This is a genomic window from Curtobacterium sp. PhB172, assembly GCF_003752545.1.
In the GTDB taxonomy this organism is placed as follows: domain Bacteria; phylum Actinomycetota; class Actinomycetes; order Actinomycetales; family Microbacteriaceae; genus Curtobacterium.
The window spans coordinates 173,142-187,680 of the sequence record NZ_RKIF01000010.1 but is presented as its reverse complement, the minus strand read 5'-3'; the positions used below and the strand labels follow the sequence as shown (position 1 = coordinate 187,680).

Sequence of the window (14,539 nt, the reverse complement as noted above, 5' to 3'; positions counted from 1 at the left end):
GGATCAGCCTTTCTGAGGACGGCGGTAGAAGGGGAACGCGGTGACGGTGCTGGGGATGGCCGTTCCGCGGACGTCGATGTGCAGGACTTGTCCCTCGGTGGCGAGCGCCGGGTCCACGAAGGCCATCGCGACCGGGTGGCCGAGCGTCGGCGAGAGGGCACCCGAGGTGACGGTGCCGACGACCGTGCCGTCGTGCACCACGTCGTAGCCGGCACGCGGGGCGCGGCGGCCCTCGGTGACGAGCCCGACGAGCACGCGGGCGTCGTCCGACGGCGCGACACCGGCAGCGCCGACGAAGTCACCGGTCTTCGCGACCACGCGGCCGAGGCCTGCCTGGGCGGGGCGCACGTCGGTGCCGAGCTCGTGTCCGTACAGGGGCATGCCGGCCTCGAGCCGCAGGGTGTCGCGCGCTGCGAGTCCGGCGGGGACGACACCGCGGTCGGCGCCGGCCTCGAGCAGCGCGTCCCAGATCGCCGGGGCGACCTCGGGTGCGCTGTACAGCTCGAAGCCGTCCTCGCCGGTGTACCCGGTGCGGGCGACGAGCACCTCGGAGCCGTCGAACACGGCGTGCAGGGCGCGGTAGTAGCCGAGGTCGTCGAGGGGGCTCTCCGGCTGCAGGCGGTCGGCGACGACGAGGGCGTCGAGCGTGCCGGCGGCCGCGGGGCCCTGGATCGCGACGAGTGCGGTGCTGTCCGAGTCGTCCGACACCGCGACGTCGAAGCCGTCGGTGCGCCTGGACAGTGCGGCGACGGCGACCTCGCGGTTCGAGGCGTTCGCGACGACGAGGAACACGTCGTCGTCGGTGCGGTACACGACGAGGTCGTCGAGGATCCCGCCGTCCTCGGCGAGCAGCAGGGAGTACTTCGCGCGGCCGAGCGGCATCGCGCCGAAGGAGCCAGCGAGCGCGTGGTCGAGGAACACGACGGCGTCCGGACCGGTGACGCCGATCTCGGCCATGTGCGACAGGTCGAAGACCCCGGCCGACTGTCGCACGGCGTGGTGCTCGGCGAGGTCGGACGAGTAGCGCACGGGCATGCGGTACCCGGCGAAGTCGGTGAAGGTCGCACCGGCGGCTTCGTGCGCGGGTTCGAGCGGGGACGAACGCAGTGGCGTCGGACTCATGGCGGAGTTCTCCTGGCATCAGCAGGGCCCGGCGACGATCGCCGGGTGGAACTCCCCCTCTGTCATGGGCCTGAGAGTTTCACCGCGGCCCGTGAGGTCCGGCGGCTTTCACCGTGGGCGAGACGACTGAGCGTCTGCTTTTCAGAGTGGCCTGTCCGCTGCGGTGTGGGACCTGAGAGATTGACGGGGGGATTGCTCCTTCGGTGCCCGTGCGTGCGCCCGAGGGCACGTGCAGGGCGTCTCCCGCGACGGATGAGCGGCCGGTGTGTTCAGTTGTCCGCGCCGAGCATACCGAGACCGCGTTACGAACGTGTGTCGCATGCCGGCCTTCGACATCTCGTAGAATGCGGGGATGGCCGGACAGCGATCACGCCCCAGGGGGCAGCTCGAGCAAGCGGTGCTCGACGCGCTCCGCTCCGTGACCGACGGCCTCACCGCACGACAGGTGCTCGATGCCTTCCCGGAGCCCCGGCCGGCGCTGACCACCGTGCTCACCGTCCTCGACCGGCTCGGCCGCAAGGGCCAGGTGGAGCGGCAGGAGCACGACGACGCCCCGCTGAGCTTCCGTGCCGTGCACAGTCGCGACGAACAGACGGCGTCCCTCATGTCGAGTGCGCTCGCCGCCTCGGCCGACCGTGAAGCAGCGTTGCTGCAGTTCACCGGCTCGCTCGCCTCCGACGACCTCGAGGCCCTGCGCCGCGCCCTCGACGCCCGCGCACGTTCCTGACCGGGGTCGCTCCGTGGTCGTCGCCGGCATCGCGCTCATCGTCCTCGCCCTGCTGGTGGTCGTGTTCGCCCCGAGGGTGCTGACCCGATCCGCCTGGACCATCGACCGGCCGCGCACCGCCCTGGTGTGCTGGTCACTCGCGGTGCTGCTCGGCGTCGTCGGGTTCGTCGCCGGCATCGCGCTCGTCGCGCTCGCCGACCGCCCGCTCACCGAGCTCCTCGGCGGTGACGGCTCCCCCACGCACGGCTTCAACGTCGGCGTCGCACTGCTCGCGGTCATCGCGTTCGTCGTCGCCGTCCGCGTCCGGCCCGGGCCCGAGCACGAGGCCGTCCGCCAGGCCATGCGCTCCGGCGTCGCGCCGCACCGCGAGATCGACGGCACCCCGGTGGCCGTCGTCGACGCGGACCACGCCCTGGCCTGCGCCGTGCCCGGGCGGAGCGGCGGTGTGCTGGTCAGCACCGGCTTGGCAGACCGGTTGCGGACGGACGAACTGGAGGCCGTGGTCGCCCACGAGCGCGCCCACCTGACGCAGCACCACGCGGCTGCGGTCGCGGTCGCCGAATCGATCGAACGTGCGGTCCCGTGGGTGCCCGGTGCGCGCGCCATGGCGCGCTCGACGCGCGTCCTCGTGGAGTTCGCCGCCGACGACGCCGCGGCCCGACGTGTCGGACGCGACGCCCTGCGCCGGGCCGTCCTGGTGGCGGACGGGAGCAGCGCGCTCGGGGCGATCCGGGCCTCCAGGCTGTCCTGACGGGGCGATCCGAGACCGCACCGTCGCCCGCAAGGCTGTCCTGAGCGAGCACGTGTCGGAGGCGAGGCATATGGTGATCGAACCGTGAAGCCACTGACCGAAGCCGACATCCGATCCTCGTTCGTCAACGCCACCCCCGACGAGCTCGAGCAGTTGCCGATCCCGGGCCTGCACGAGATGCTCTGGGACGAGCGCGAGTTCCTGGGCTGGCGCGACCCGCAGGCCGCCCGCCGCGGGTACATCGTGTCCTGGATCGACGACCGCCCCGTGGGCATCATCGTCCGGTCCGCGGGCGGGTCCCTGCGCGCCGGGATCGCCGCGATGTGCTCGTTCTGCCACTCCCCGCAGCCGGCGACGCAGGTGCGGCTGTTCTCGGCACCCCGTGCGGGCGAGGCCGGGCGCAACGGCAACACCATCGGCACCTACATCTGCGAGGACCTCGGGTGCTCGATGCTCATCCGCACCGCTCCTCCGCACCTCAACCCGCCGGCGACGATCGCGATGCGCGGCGCCTCGCTGCTGCAGCGCGTGCAGAACTTCACCGCGGACATCATGAAGTCGGCGTGAGCCGCTTCGGCACCGCCCGCTGGGCCGTGGTCGAGGAACTCGGCGACGGCCGCTGGCGCCTCACGCTGCGCGACGAGGCCGACGACGAACTCGGTGCGTTCGGCCTCGGGGTCGAGGGGCCGTGGGACCCGGACGTCGAACCCCACGTCGGGTTCGTGCTCGTGCAGCTCGGGCTGACCCTGCGGGGTGCACGGCCGTGGCACGTCGACGAGCTCGGCGACCACCGGGCGCCGGTCCTCGCGCTCGGCTGAGCGGAGCGCTTCCTGCCGGGCGTCGTTCAGTCGGCTTCGCTCAGTCGGCTTCGACGAAGTTCCGCAGGATCTCGCGGTCGTCGTCGGCGCGCATCGCCCACGACAGCTCGCTGCGGTGATCGCTGTCGGTCAGCGGCAGCAGCACGACGGTGTCCGGTGCGGCGAGCGCGGCACTCTCCGGAGCGACGGTCACGCCGAGTCCCGCGCCCACCAGGTGCAAGACGGTTGCCCAGGTCGTTGCCTCCTGCACGACCACGGGCCGTCGGCCACCGGCGGTGACCGGGGCGAGGTTCCGTTCGGTCGCGAGCGAACCGGCCACGGCGGGGAAGAACACGAACGGCTCGTCCACGAGCTCGGTGCCGCGGATGGACGCACGGCCCGCGAGCCGGTGTCCGCGCGGGACCGCCGCGACGAACGCCTCGGTCCGGAACGGCAGTAGCCGCACGGCGGGGTCCGGGTCCGGGTCGCGCACGACGGCCAGGTCCAGTTCGCCCCGCACGATCCGGGCGAGGAGCGTCGACGAGTAGCCCTCGGTCAGGTCCACACGGACCAGCGGGTACCGCGCACGGAACGCCTGCACGCGCTCGATCGGCCCGAGGGGCAGCGCGGAGACGACGAAGCCGACGTCGAGCCGGCCGGCCTCACCGCGCCCGACCCGGACCGTCTCGTCGAGGTCACGGCGCACCTGCCCGAGCAACGACCGCGCACGCCCCTGCAGCGCCTGGCCGGCGGCGGTGAGGGCGACGCTGCGGCTCGTGCGGACGAACAGGTCGACGCCGAGTTCGCGTTCGGTGCGGCGGATCTGCTGGGACAGCGCGGGCTGTGCGATGCGGAGGCGCTCTGCAGCGCGCCCGAAGTGCAGTTCGTCCGCCACTGCCAGGAACGCGCGAAGCTGACGGAGGTCGACGTCCGGATCCCGATCCATGCACGCAGCCTATCGATCGAAGCGAACGAGTATTGGACGCGACCTCATCGGGATCGGAGGATGGACGCATGCCCGAAGCGATCTCCACCGTCACCATCACCGACCTCGCCACCCCCGCCGATGCCGAGGCGTTCCGCGTCCTCAACGAGGCCTGGATCACGCAGTTCTTCGCGCTCGAGGACGAGGACCGCAAGTTCCTCGGCGACCCCGTCGGTCACGTCGTCGAGCCCGGCGGCGCCGTGTTCGTCGCACGACTCGACGACCAGGTGATCGGGTGCATCGGCATCGTCCCGACGACGCCGGGGGTGTTCGAGCTCGTGAAGATGGCCGTCGCTCCGGGGCACCAGGGGCACGGCACCGGTCGGAAGCTCATCGCCACTGCACTCGACCGCGCCCGGGAGCTCGGTGCGCAGCGGGTCGACCTCGAGAGCAACGCACAGCTGGCCAGCGCCGTGCACCTGTACGAGGCGTTCGGCTTCCGGCACCTGCGCGACGACGAGCTCGTCCCGAGCCCCTACGTCCGGGCCGACGTCCACATGACGCTCGAGCTGCGCTGAAGCTCGAGCGGCGCTGAAGCGCGATCGGCGCTGAAGCGCGATCGGCGCTGACGACACCGGCCCGCTTCGGTACGCTCGCGGCATGGCGACGTACGAGGTGCAGGCGGTCCGTGAGCGCGGCGCGTGGCAGGTGTTCATCGACGGCTTCATGGTCACCGAGGTCGACCGCTGGCCGGCCGTCGGCTTCGTCGCCCGCGAGATCCTGGCGATGGACCGCACCGACGAGCTGCAGATCCGCGTCGTCGGGCGCAACCAGTACGTCGACTGACCCGGGCGCTCACGCGACGTGCCAGACCAGCCCCTCCTGCGCACTCGACGGGTACGCCGAGGCGATGCGGAACAGGGCCTCGCGCAGCGTCTCCGGTGAGCACGCCAGGTTGAGGCGGACGAACCCGCGCCCCTCGCTCCCGAACCCGAGCCCGGAGTTCAGCGCGACGTAGGCGTTCTCGCGCAGTGGAACGGCCGGGTCGTCGCCGAGCCCGATCCCGCGGAAGTCGAGCCACGCCAGGTACCCGGCGCGCGGCCGCGTGTAGACGACGCCGGGCAGGTGCTCGGCGAGGAGCTTCGCGAGCAGCCGGTCGTTGGCCACGATCCGGGACACCACGTCGTCGAGCCAGGTGGTCCCGACGGTGAACGCGGCGAGGTTCGCGTGCAGCCCGAGGATGCTCGTGCGGCAGGCGACCTCTTCCCACAGGGTGTCGAGGAGTGCGGCGGTGCGGTCGTCACCGGCGACGATGATCGAGCACTTCACGCCCGCGAGGTTCCACCCCTTGCTCGCCGAGGTCACGCAGACGCTGCGGGCTCCGACGGGTTCGGCGACGGCCGCGAACGGGGTGAACTGCACGCCCGGGTGGGTCAACGGTGCGTGGATCTCGTCGCTGATGACGAGCACGTCGTACTTCGCCGCGAGTTCGGCGATCGCGAGCAGGTCGGCGCGGTCGTGCACGAGACCGACGGGGTTGTGCGGGTTGCAGAGCAGGAAGACCCCGACCCCGCTCGCGAACGCCCGCTCGAGTCCCTCGAGGTCGAGTCGGTACTGCCCCCACTGCTCGAGCAGCGGGACCTCTTCCACCTGACATCGGGCCTCGTCGACGAGCTCGAAGAACGGCGGGTACACCGGCGGCGTGATCGCGACGCGACCGCCGTCGGGCAGCGCGAGCCGCAGCGACTCGACGATGCCGACGCTGACGTCGGTGGCCAGGTGGATGCGGGACGGATCGATCTCCCAGCCCCAGCGGTCGAGCGCGAACTGCGCGAACGCGGGCGCGAGCGGCCCCGGTCCGTCCAGGTAACCGAGGTCGGACTGCGACACGCGCTCGATCAGGGCCTGGCGGATCTCCGGCGCGACGTCGTGGTCCATCTCGGCGACGAACAGGGGCAGCACGTCGGGCGCGTACCGCGTCCACTTGATGCTCGTGCGGACCCCGCGGAGCGTGCCGACCGGGTCCTGCTCGTCGCTCGCCATGCGTCCCAGCATGCACCGACCGGGAGGCCCGGCGCGAGCCCGCCTGTCATCCAGCGTCGTCTTCCGCGCACCCTGGGACGCGGGGCGTCGCCCCGCCTACTGTCGGTCCCATGAGCACGAGCACCGCCGACAAGGCCACCACCCTCAAGCAGCTGCACGAAGCCCCGGAGATCCTCCGCGTCGTGAACGTGTGGGACGCGATCACCGCGAAGGTCGTCAGCGACCTGCCCGGCACGAAGGCGATCGCCACCGCCGGGCACTCGATCGCCGCGTCGTACGGGTACGAGGACGGCGGGATGCCCCTCGACCTCGCGTTGTCGGGCGCCGCGATCGTGGCCGCCGCGACCGACCTGCCGGTCACCGCTGACCTCGACGACGGCTACGAGGACCCCGCCGAGACCATTCGCCGCGCGATCGGCTCGGGCGTCGTCGGCGCCAACGTCGAGGACCGTCTGCGTCCCTTCGACGAGGCCGTCGCCCGGGTCGCCGCGATCACGGCCGCTGCCCAGGCCGAGGGCGTCGACTTCCAGTTGAACGCCCGCACCGACGCGATCGCCCGCGGCGGCGACCGTCCGATCGACGAGAGCATCGCGGACGCCATCGCTCGCGGCAAGGCGTTCCTCGACAACGGCGCCGCGCTCGTCTTCGTGCCCGGCGCGATCCAGCGCGACGTCGTGGAGCAGCTCGTCGCAGGCCTCGGCCGCGGCAAGCTGTCGGTCATCGGTCTGCCGGGAGCCCTGCCCGCTGCCGAGTACGAGGCCCTCGGCGTCGCCCGCATCTCGTACGGGCCGCTCACGCAGCGCGTCGCGCTGCGGGCGCTCCGCGACCTGGCGACCGACCTGTACGCCGACGGCGTCGTGCCGGAGGACACCCCGACCTTGAACTGACGGAGCGGACGGACGGGAGGCCCGTGGCGGTGTCGCCACGGGCCTCCCGTCCGTCCTGTGGTCGCGTCACGCGACCCGCTCAGCTCAGCCGAGCGCCGGGTACAGCGCGGGCGTGGTGCGCGCCTTCGTCTCCTGCTCGAAGGCGTAGCCGAGGCCGATCAGCGTGCTCTCGTCGAACGAGCGGCCGAGGAACTCGAGGTTCACGCCGGCACCGGTGATCGTGCCGTCGGCCGCGGTCGCCTGCCCCATCGGGACGGTGATCGCCGGCATGCCGGTGTTCGGGCTCAGACGCATGTTCGTCGACTGCGTGCCGTAGGGCGTGCCCGACGGGTAGATGAGCGAGTCGAGGTCCTGGTCGTCGAGCATCTGCGTGACGAGCTGCTTGCCGGTGGCGAGCTGCGTCGTGTGCGATCCCGTCGGCCCGGCCCACGCCTGGTACTGCGCGTCGGTGATCAGGTCGCGGGACTCGTAGGTCGACTTGCGGCTCGGCACGTACTCGCCCGAGGCCAGGATGCCCTGCAGCGACCGGGCGGTCACGTCGGGGTCGAGGTGCTTCGCGACGTACTCGTCCAGGTCGTGCTTGAACTCGTTCGTGCTGCCGCTGCCCTCGGACAGGACCCGGTTGAAGGCCGTCGTCGCGGTGATCGGGACGACGGTCGCGCCAGCGGCCTCGAGCTTCGCGACGGACGCGTCGAACAGTCGCTTGGCCGTGGCGTTCGTGCCGACCATGCTCGTGACGTAGCCGATGCGGGCGCCGTCGAGCGAGTCCGCGTCGAGCGAGGACGTGTACGAGGTCGGCACCTTGCCGGACTGGGCGCTCGTGACGGGGTCGGCCGCGTCCACGCCGGTCACGGCGTCGAGCGCGACGGCCGCGTCGGTCACCGAGCGGGCGATCGGCCCACCGGTGTCCTGCGACAGTGCGAGCGGGATGATGCCGTCGCGGCTGGCCAGGCCGACCGTCGGGCGGATGCCGACGAGCTGGTTGTACGTCGACGGGATGCGGATCGAGCCGCCGGTGTCGGTGCCGAACCCGATGCCGGCGAGGTTCGCCGCGATCGCCGCACCGGTCCCACCGCTGGAGCCACCGGCGGTCTGCGCCGTGTTGTACGGGCTGGCGACCAGGAGCGACGAACCGGCGGGCTGGTTCGACGAGAACTCCGAGACGAAGCCGTAGGCGAACTCGTCGAGGCTGGCCTTGGCGAGGATCACCGCACCGGCACCGCGCAGTCCGGCGACCATCGTGGCGTCGGTGTCGGTCTGGTTGTCGTCCCAGCAGCCGCAGCCGCCCGTGGTCGGCATGTCCTTGGTGTCGTAGTTGTCCTTCACCGCGATCGGCACACCGAGCAGCATGCTCGTCATGCCGTGCTCGGCACGCTCGGTGTCCGCCGTCTTCGCGGCGGCGAGGGCCTCGGCGTTCGTCGTGACGATCGAGTTGAGCGCGCGGCCGGTCGACGCGGAGTCGACCTTCGTGCGGTCGTACGCGGCGATGCGGTCGAGGTAGTCCTGCGTGATGGCGACCGAGGTGGTGACCCCGGCGTTCATCGCGGCCTGCATGTCGATGGTGGACGCCTCGACGAGCGTGAACGGACCGTCGTCGTAGATCATCCGCTGGGACAGAGCCGCGACGTCCGCGACGGTGATCGTGCCGTCGGCGTCGGAGTCCGCGGCGCTGACCGTCGCCCAGTCACCGCTGGCGCTCGTGGCCCCGAGGTGCTCGGTGAGCACCGCGAGGTCGGCCTTCGTGACCTGGTCGTCGCCGGTCAGGTCGAGGTCCGTGTAGTACGGCGCGAGCATCGCGGCGGGGCTGGCGTCCACCGCTGCCGGTGCTGCTGCGGCCGTGATCGCGGGGGTCGCGGCGAGGACGGTGCCGACGAGGGCGATGAGCGAGGCGCCGGCGACGGCCGTTCGCTTCCGGGCGTGCTTCGTGCTGGCGTCCGGCTTGGTGATCGCCTGCTTGCTGGCGTCCAGCTTGGTGATCGCCTGCTTGCTGGCGTCCGGCTTGGTGGCGGTCATTCGGCTGCTCCGGTGCGCTCGCGGCGGGCGCGGCGCGCACGCAGGGTGATCAGGGTCCCGCCGGCGGCGAGGAGGGCCAGCGACGCGGCGATCCACGGGGCGACGTCGGCGCCCGTCCAGGCGAGTTCGCCGCCGGTCGGACGGTCGCCGCCCGCTGCGGCCACGGCGGTGGCGCCGCTGGTCGGGCCGGCGGTGGTCGTCGGGTCGGGGTCGCCCGCGCCGGTGCCCGGGTCGGCCGTGGCGGTGGCGCCCGGGGTGGGCGCGGCCGTCGGGGTCGCCGTCGGCGCTGCAGCGACCGAGATCGTGGTGCTCGCCGGGTCGGTGAGGGTCGTCGAGGTGCCGTCGGATCCGACGAGGGTGATGCTCGTGACCGCCAGGTCGACGCTGCCCGATGCGGTCGGCGTCAGGCCGATCGAGGCAGCGAGGTCGCCGCTGAGTGCCGGGGACGTCCCGAGGCGGGTGTGCACGATCGTCAGGGCGTCGCCGTCCTGCTCGACGCTGTCGAAGCCGCCGTCGGGACCGGTGACGCTGTCCTCCACGTACGACACGGACTCCGCGTCGGCGTCGAGGGTGATCTCGTAGGCGTAGACGTCGGTCGTCGCCGGGATCGTCAGGTCGACGTCGAAGGCGGTGCCGACGGTCGCGGTGGTGGGGGCGTCGATGGTCGCGGTCGTCGCGGTCGGTGCTGCCTGGGCCGGCGAGGCGGTCAGGGCGGCGAGGCCGATCGCCCCGGCGGCGACGAGTGTCGAGGACACGATCGTCGCGCGGGGGCGCAGCCGGAGGCGGTGCTGCATGGGTGCAGGTCCTTCGGGAGGAGGTCGGGTGCTGAGCGGGTACTCAGTGATCCGAAAGCTAACGGTGCGCTGTTTCCGGCTCGGGCCCGGCACGTTTCCGCGCCGTTACGGCTCCGTCGCACCGCTACTGTCGTGCCATGTCGCTCGACGTCGAAGCCCTGCTCACCCCGCCCTCCCCCGTCGCCGCACGGGCGTTGGACGTCGTCCGCACCTGGTCCTCCCCCGCCCTGGTGAACCACTGCCTGCGCTCGTGGGCGTGGGCGGTCCTGCTCGCCCCGACCGTCGACCTCGAACCGGATCCCGAACTGCTCTTCGTCGCGACGATGCTGCACGACCTCGGCGTCACACCGTCGTTCGACGCCCACGCCGTGCCGTTCGAGGAGGCCGGCGGTGCCGTGGGCTCCGTCTTCGCCCTCGGCGCCGGGTGGGACGCAGCGCGCGCTCGACGCGTCGGCGAGGTCATCGAGCGGCACATGTGGACCTCCGTCGACCCCGTGGTCGACGTGGAGGGGCACCTGCTCGAGGTCGCCACCTCGCTCGACGTCTCCGGTGCCGGGTTCTCACGGTGGTCCACCGACGACCTGCACGCCGTCGCCACAGCACTGCCCCGCCTCGGGTTCTCCGGCACGTTCGACGAACTCATCCACGCGCAGGCTTCGCGCAAGCCGTCCTCGGCCGCTGCTCGGCTCGACGGCTCCGGCAACGTGACTGCGGGTGGCTCGCGATGGGACGCGTTCCTGGCGTCCTGAACCGTCTTCCTGGTCTGCGCTGGACTTCTGCGCTTCGGGTGCGTATAGTTCTTGGTTGGTGCACTGCAGCGAACCCATCTGACTCGCGCACACCAACGTCTCGAGACCGACTCGCCCGAGTCGCATTCCAACCGAGACCACCGCTTGATCCGAACGGATCAGCAGCACGTTGAAACTCGACGTGCGCGCCCCGCACTCGATGCGTCGCGCCGGACTGAGACGTCCGCCGACACCGAGTCGCCCTGGCGCCGAATGACCAGGAAGTACAGCACCATGACCAGCAACGAACGAATCACCGTGTTCGGGACCGCACTCGCGGCCCCGACGATCACCCCCGACCGCATCGCCGAGTTCCCCGTGCGTGACGACCGCTCGCAGCGCGAGTACCTCGTCCGCATCGCGGCCGACGACCTGCAGACCTTCGTCACCCGCGGCACCCGTCTGGACGCCGTCGGCGAGGCCGGCTGGACCGTCCCGGGCCGCTCCTGGGCCGGCGAGGCCAGCCGGACCCTGCTGCAGGCACAGTCCGTGCACGCAGGGGACATGGCCCTCGCGGCCTAGGCTCCACCAGTACGAACGCGAAGCGCCGCCGGGCTCCCCGGCGGCGCTTCGTCGTACCTGCGACCGACCGTGCGACGGTCACACACCTCGACGGGCAGCAGCGACGACCTGCGATGCCGCCCCGAGCACGCCGGGCACGATCGCTGCGAGCGCTCCGACGGGGTGACCGGCCGAGATGAGGATCGCCCCCGGAACGAGCCGCTCGTACTCGGCCAGGACGCGCGGAGACGCTACCGGTCCACTGAACATCTCCGTTGCAGCGATGTCGAGGACGTTGGCGTCCGCCTCTCCTCGGCTGCCGCCCGCTGTGCCGCTGATGCCCGCTTCTCGTTCAACAGCTCCCGCATCGCCCGCGCTCGGGAGCTGTCGCCCGTGAACCCGACGTACAGGCCGTGCATCACCGCAGTCTTCACCAGAGTCGCCGTCATAGCCCATGCCCTGCCCTTCATCACCGGTTCGTGGCGACCAGGGTCGATCAGCGTTGCCTGCCGTACCAAACATTTTGCATGCACGGCTGCTTCGCCACGTCAGTACTCGCCCTTCACCACGAAGAACGAGCCGCGGATCGTGCCGGCGAGCTTCGACTTCTGCCGCGCGAACTTGAACTTGTCGGCGAGTTCCTCGGGCACGTCCATCCCGTCGGACAGCTTGAAGCCGACCGCACGCTTGCCGCCCGGTTCGAGCGTGTAGAGCACGTTGATCGCCAAGCCGGACTCGTAGAACACGTAGGTCCAGCGCACGCCGTCGACGAGCGCTTCCGTCGCTTCGAGCGGTGGCGACGCGATGACCAGCCCGCGCTCCTCCTCGAGCACCCGCCGCACGTACCCCACCAGGTCCGGAACGTCCGCCGCGGCGTGCGTGGTGAACACGTGGTCGTACTTGTTCGCAAAGTACCGCGCCTCGTTGGCCCGGAGCCCGGCGAGTGCGTCGGCGACCGGCGAGGACTCCAGACCCACCGTGGACACGTTCACGAAGTCGACGACGTACGACATGGGGCCTCCTCGGGCGCTCGGACGGTCTGAATCTAGCCCCTCAGCTCCCTCCCGGAGCCGCCGCGGTCCACCTACAGTCGATGACCGTGACGGAAGCGACGACGCGACTCGACCACGCCGCGGAACTGATCCGTGCTGCGCGCGAGGACATCGGGTTCTCGCAGGCCGACCTCGCCGAAGCCGCGGGAGTGGAGTTCCTGGAGATTTTCGATTACGAGAGCGGACGGAGTCGACCTCGCCCAGAGTCGCTCGATCGCATCCTCACCGCTGCTCGCGCCCGGCCGAGCATCCCGCTCGTGGTCTTTGCGGACACGATCCTCAACGAGGCGGAGCGCTTCCGCCTCGAGTACGTCCGTGTGTTCGGATCGGCTGTTCGCGGTCACGACACCGAGCACAGCGACATCGACCTCTTGGTCAGCCTGACGCCCGCGGCTTCGCTGTTCGACCTCGGCGGATTCGCGCACGCGGTCGAGCGCCTCACCGGGTTCGAAGTCGACGTCCTCACCGACGACATCGAAGACGACGAGCACTTCGCACGCGTCCTCGACGAAGCTGTGCCGCTCTGACCAGGCGCGCCATCAGCCGATCCTGGCTCCTCAGTTGATCCGCTCGAACACCATGGTGGCCTGCAACCTGTCTCCGCCACCGAACCCAGTACTGCCCGACGAAGCCGTCGTGATCGTGTGCAGCCGGTAGCCGAGCGCCGCCTGCGCGTTGATCGCCTTCTCCAACTCGGTGAGGTTGCCGGAACCCGTCCCGAAGAACTTCTCCCGCAGCACCACCTGCAGCACGACGTAGCTCATGCCGTTCTGCGCCGGCCGAGGCTGCCCGCCCGCCGCGGCTTCCGCTTGGATACGGTCGATCACTCCGCCGATGCCAGCCGCGCCCGGTGCCTTCGGCTGCACCTGCTCCGTCCACGCCGAACCATCCCACCACCGCATCGTGCCGGAACCGTCGTCGTACCAACCTGCCTGTGGGTTCGTCATGCGCTCATCCTGGCGCACCCGCAGCGGGGTCAGTTGTTGAAGCGGAACTCCACCACGTCGCCGTCCTGCATGACGTAGTCCTTGCCCTCGATCCGGGCTTTGCCGGCAGCGCGGGCCTCGGCGATGGAGCCCGTCTCGACCAGGTCGTCGAACGAGATGACCTCGGCCTTGATGAAGCCCTTCTCGAAGTCGGTGTGGATGACGCCGGCAGCCTGGGGTGCCTTCCACCCCTTGCCGATCGTCCACGCACGGGCTTCCTTCGGACCGGCCGTCAGGTAGGTCTGCAGCCCGAGGGTGTCGAAGCCGATCCGGGCGAGCTGGTCGAGGCCGGACTCGGTCTGCCCGGTCGACTCGAGCAGCTCGGCCGCGTCGGCGGGGTCGAGGTCGATGAGCTCCGACTCGACCTGGGCGTCGAGGAAGACGGCCTGGGCCGGGGCAACGAGGGCGGCGAGCTCGGCCTTGCGGGCGTCGTCGGTCAGGATCGCCTCGTCGACGTTGAACACGAAGATGAAGGGCTTGGCCGACAGGAGTCCGAGCTCGGCGATCGGCGCGAGGTCGATCGTGGTGGCGGACAGCAGGGTGCCCTGCTCGAGCGCGGCACGGGCCTCGCGAGCGGTCTCGAGCACGATCGGCTCGGCCTGCTTGAGCTTCACGGTCTTCTCGTACCGCGGGAGCGCCTTGTCGATCGTCTCCATGTCGGCGAGGATCAGCTCGGTGTTGATGACCTCGAGGTCGTCCTTCGGGGACACCTTGTTCGCGACGTGCACGACGTCGTCGTCGGTGAAGCCGCGGACGACCTGCGCGATGGCGTCGGCCTCGCGGATGTTCGCGAGGAACTTGTTGCCGAGCCCTTCACCCTCGCTCGCACCCTTGACGATGCCGGCGATGTCGACGAACGACACCGGCGCGGGCACGGTCTTCTCCGAGTGGAAGAGTTCGGCGAGCTGGTCGAGCCGCGAGTCGGGCAGGTTCACCACCCCGACGTTCGGCTCGATCGTCGCGAACGGGTAGTTCGCGGCGAGGACCTGGTTCTTGGTCAGGGCGTTGAACAGGGTCGACTTGCCGACGTTCGGGAGACCGACGATTCCGATGGTGAGAGCCACGGAAGAACAGCCTACCGGCGGCGGCCCGCCGGAGCCGACCCGGGCCTCCAGTCCGTCCGCCAGAACCAGCGCGAGCCGGTCGTGGCAGC

Annotated in this window: 18 protein-coding genes and 1 riboswitch; of the genes, 10 read left to right on the top strand and 8 right to left on the bottom strand. The window is 71.1% G+C overall.

From position 1 onward, the window contains the following. Positions 1 to 3 precede the first annotated feature (3 nt). Positions 4 to 1,122 (bottom strand): glycine cleavage system aminomethyltransferase GcvT, encoded by a 1,119-nt coding sequence (gene gcvT, locus EDF42_RS15060; RefSeq protein WP_123673096.1) that lies wholly within the window; start codon positions 1,120 to 1,122, stop codon positions 4 to 6. A gap of 49 nt (positions 1,123 to 1,171) precedes the next feature. After that, a riboswitch (glycine riboswitch) is annotated at positions 1,172 to 1,277 on the bottom strand. A 197-nt stretch (positions 1,278 to 1,474) separates the two neighbouring features. Here gcvT and EDF42_RS15055 point away from each other — a divergent pair. The 4 genes from EDF42_RS15055 to EDF42_RS15040 all read left to right on the top strand — a co-directional run bounded on the left by EDF42_RS15055 (position 1,475) and on the right by EDF42_RS15040 (position 3,418). Next, positions 1,475 to 1,849, top strand: coding sequence for a BlaI/MecI/CopY family transcriptional regulator (locus EDF42_RS15055; protein WP_111084962.1), 375 nt, complete (start codon positions 1,475 to 1,477; stop codon positions 1,847 to 1,849). 13 nt (positions 1,850 to 1,862) lie between these two features. Continuing rightward, entirely contained in the window at positions 1,863 to 2,600 is a 738-nt protein-coding gene (locus tag EDF42_RS15050) for a M48 family metalloprotease (RefSeq protein WP_123673095.1), read from the top strand. An 84-nt stretch (positions 2,601 to 2,684) separates the two neighbouring features. Beyond that, the gene (locus EDF42_RS15045) at positions 2,685 to 3,167 is read left to right on the top strand and encodes an FBP domain-containing protein (RefSeq protein ID WP_123673093.1); all 483 of its coding nucleotides are present in this window, start codon (positions 2,685 to 2,687) and stop codon (positions 3,165 to 3,167) included. Further along, positions 3,164 to 3,418: a hypothetical protein gene (locus tag EDF42_RS15040; RefSeq protein ID WP_111084959.1), complete on the top strand. Its 255-nt coding sequence runs from the start codon at positions 3,164 to 3,166 to the stop codon at positions 3,416 to 3,418. Before EDF42_RS15045 ends, EDF42_RS15040 begins: the two co-directional genes overlap by 4 nt. A gap of 40 nt (positions 3,419 to 3,458) precedes the next feature. Here the strand turns inward: EDF42_RS15040 and EDF42_RS15035 are convergent, their stop codons facing one another. After that, positions 3,459 to 4,343: a LysR substrate-binding domain-containing protein gene (locus EDF42_RS15035; RefSeq protein WP_123340686.1), complete on the bottom strand. Its 885-nt coding sequence runs from the start codon at positions 4,341 to 4,343 to the stop codon at positions 3,459 to 3,461. Between the two features lie 68 nt (positions 4,344 to 4,411). Here EDF42_RS15035 and EDF42_RS15030 point away from each other — a divergent pair, with 68 nt between their 5' ends. Beyond that, positions 4,412 to 4,900, top strand: a complete 489-nt coding sequence (locus tag EDF42_RS15030) for a GNAT family N-acetyltransferase (RefSeq protein WP_123673091.1) — start codon at positions 4,412 to 4,414, stop codon at positions 4,898 to 4,900. A gap of 82 nt (positions 4,901 to 4,982) precedes the next feature. Then, positions 4,983 to 5,168: a hypothetical protein gene (locus EDF42_RS15025; protein WP_123340684.1), complete on the top strand. Its 186-nt coding sequence runs from the start codon at positions 4,983 to 4,985 to the stop codon at positions 5,166 to 5,168. Positions 5,169 to 5,177: 9 nt separating this feature from the next. On the opposite strand, the gene EDF42_RS15020 is transcribed toward EDF42_RS15025, so the two are convergent. Further along, positions 5,178 to 6,365 carry a MalY/PatB family protein gene (locus tag EDF42_RS15020; RefSeq protein WP_260235523.1) on the bottom strand — a complete coding sequence of 396 codons (1,188 nt, stop codon included), beginning with the start codon at positions 6,363 to 6,365 and terminating at the stop codon, positions 5,178 to 5,180. Between the two features lie 110 nt (positions 6,366 to 6,475). Between EDF42_RS15020 and EDF42_RS15015 the strand changes: the two genes are divergently transcribed. Beyond that, entirely contained in the window at positions 6,476 to 7,252 is a 777-nt protein-coding gene (locus EDF42_RS15015) for an isocitrate lyase/phosphoenolpyruvate mutase family protein (protein ID WP_123673087.1), read from the top strand. Positions 7,253 to 7,336: 84 nt separating this feature from the next. Here EDF42_RS15015 and EDF42_RS15010 read toward each other — a convergent pair whose 3' ends face one another. Next, entirely contained in the window at positions 7,337 to 9,265 is a 1,929-nt protein-coding gene (locus EDF42_RS15010; RefSeq protein ID WP_123673085.1) for an amidase family protein, read from the bottom strand. Beyond that, positions 9,262 to 10,059 (bottom strand): hypothetical protein, encoded by a 798-nt coding sequence (locus EDF42_RS15005; RefSeq protein WP_123673084.1) that lies wholly within the window; start codon positions 10,057 to 10,059, stop codon positions 9,262 to 9,264. Before EDF42_RS15005 ends, EDF42_RS15010 begins: the two co-directional genes overlap by 4 nt. Positions 10,060 to 10,196: 137 nt before the next feature. On the opposite strand from EDF42_RS15005, the gene EDF42_RS15000 reads away from it, so the two are divergent. Both EDF42_RS15000 and EDF42_RS14995 read left to right on the top strand, forming a co-directional pair. Then, the gene (locus tag EDF42_RS15000; protein ID WP_123673082.1) at positions 10,197 to 10,808 is read left to right on the top strand and encodes an HD domain-containing protein; all 612 of its coding nucleotides are present in this window, start codon (positions 10,197 to 10,199) and stop codon (positions 10,806 to 10,808) included. A gap of 273 nt (positions 10,809 to 11,081) precedes the next feature. Continuing rightward, a complete protein-coding gene (locus EDF42_RS14995; RefSeq protein ID WP_111084949.1) occupies positions 11,082 to 11,369 on the top strand; it encodes a hypothetical protein in 288 nt (95 codons plus the stop codon). A 527-nt stretch (positions 11,370 to 11,896) separates the two neighbouring features. Here the strand turns inward: EDF42_RS14995 and EDF42_RS14990 are convergent. Further along, entirely contained in the window at positions 11,897 to 12,361 is a 465-nt protein-coding gene (locus EDF42_RS14990) for a phage tail protein (RefSeq protein ID WP_123673080.1), read from the bottom strand. A gap of 86 nt (positions 12,362 to 12,447) precedes the next feature. On the opposite strand from EDF42_RS14990, the gene EDF42_RS14985 reads away from it, so the two are divergent. Beyond that, positions 12,448 to 12,927: an XRE family transcriptional regulator gene (locus tag EDF42_RS14985; RefSeq protein ID WP_260235522.1), complete on the top strand. Its 480-nt coding sequence runs from the start codon at positions 12,448 to 12,450 to the stop codon at positions 12,925 to 12,927. 30 nt (positions 12,928 to 12,957) lie between these two features. Here EDF42_RS14985 and EDF42_RS14980 read toward each other — a convergent pair whose 3' ends face one another. Then, positions 12,958 to 13,347: a DUF2510 domain-containing protein gene (locus tag EDF42_RS14980; RefSeq protein WP_123673076.1), complete on the bottom strand. Its 390-nt coding sequence runs from the start codon at positions 13,345 to 13,347 to the stop codon at positions 12,958 to 12,960. A 29-nt stretch (positions 13,348 to 13,376) separates the two neighbouring features. After that, positions 13,377 to 14,450, bottom strand: a complete 1,074-nt coding sequence (ychF, locus tag EDF42_RS14975) for a redox-regulated ATPase YchF (RefSeq protein ID WP_123673074.1) — start codon at positions 14,448 to 14,450, stop codon at positions 13,377 to 13,379. Between the last annotated feature and the right edge of the window lie 89 nt (positions 14,451 to 14,539).

Bases quoted from the DNA above. Each gene is read 5' to 3' on its own strand.
- gcvT (WP_123673096.1), bottom strand. From the start codon at position 1,122: ATGAGTCCGACGCCACTGCGTTCGTCCCCGCTCGAACCCGCGCACGAA.
- EDF42_RS15055 (WP_111084962.1), top strand. From the start codon at position 1,475: ATGGCCGGACAGCGATCACGCCCCAGGGGGCAGCTCGAGCAAGCGGTG.
- EDF42_RS15035 (WP_123340686.1), bottom strand. From the start codon at position 4,343: ATGGATCGGGATCCGGACGTCGACCTCCGTCAGCTTCGCGCGTTCCTG.
- EDF42_RS15030 (WP_123673091.1), top strand. From the start codon at position 4,412: ATGCCCGAAGCGATCTCCACCGTCACCATCACCGACCTCGCCACCCCC.
- EDF42_RS15025 (WP_123340684.1), top strand. From the start codon at position 4,983: ATGGCGACGTACGAGGTGCAGGCGGTCCGTGAGCGCGGCGCGTGGCAG.
- EDF42_RS15020 (WP_260235523.1), bottom strand. From the start codon at position 6,365: ATGGCGAGCGACGAGCAGGACCCGGTCGGCACGCTCCGCGGGGTCCGC.
- EDF42_RS15015 (WP_123673087.1), top strand. From the start codon at position 6,476: ATGAGCACGAGCACCGCCGACAAGGCCACCACCCTCAAGCAGCTGCAC.
- EDF42_RS15010 (WP_123673085.1), bottom strand. From the start codon at position 9,265: ATGACCGCCACCAAGCCGGACGCCAGCAAGCAGGCGATCACCAAGCTG.
- EDF42_RS15005 (WP_123673084.1), bottom strand. From the start codon at position 10,059: ATGCAGCACCGCCTCCGGCTGCGCCCCCGCGCGACGATCGTGTCCTCG.
- EDF42_RS15000 (WP_123673082.1), top strand. From the start codon at position 10,197: ATGTCGCTCGACGTCGAAGCCCTGCTCACCCCGCCCTCCCCCGTCGCC.
- EDF42_RS14995 (WP_111084949.1), top strand. From the start codon at position 11,082: ATGACCAGCAACGAACGAATCACCGTGTTCGGGACCGCACTCGCGGCC.
- EDF42_RS14990 (WP_123673080.1), bottom strand. From the start codon at position 12,361: ATGTCGTACGTCGTCGACTTCGTGAACGTGTCCACGGTGGGTCTGGAG.
- EDF42_RS14980 (WP_123673076.1), bottom strand. From the start codon at position 13,347: ATGACGAACCCACAGGCAGGTTGGTACGACGACGGTTCCGGCACGATG.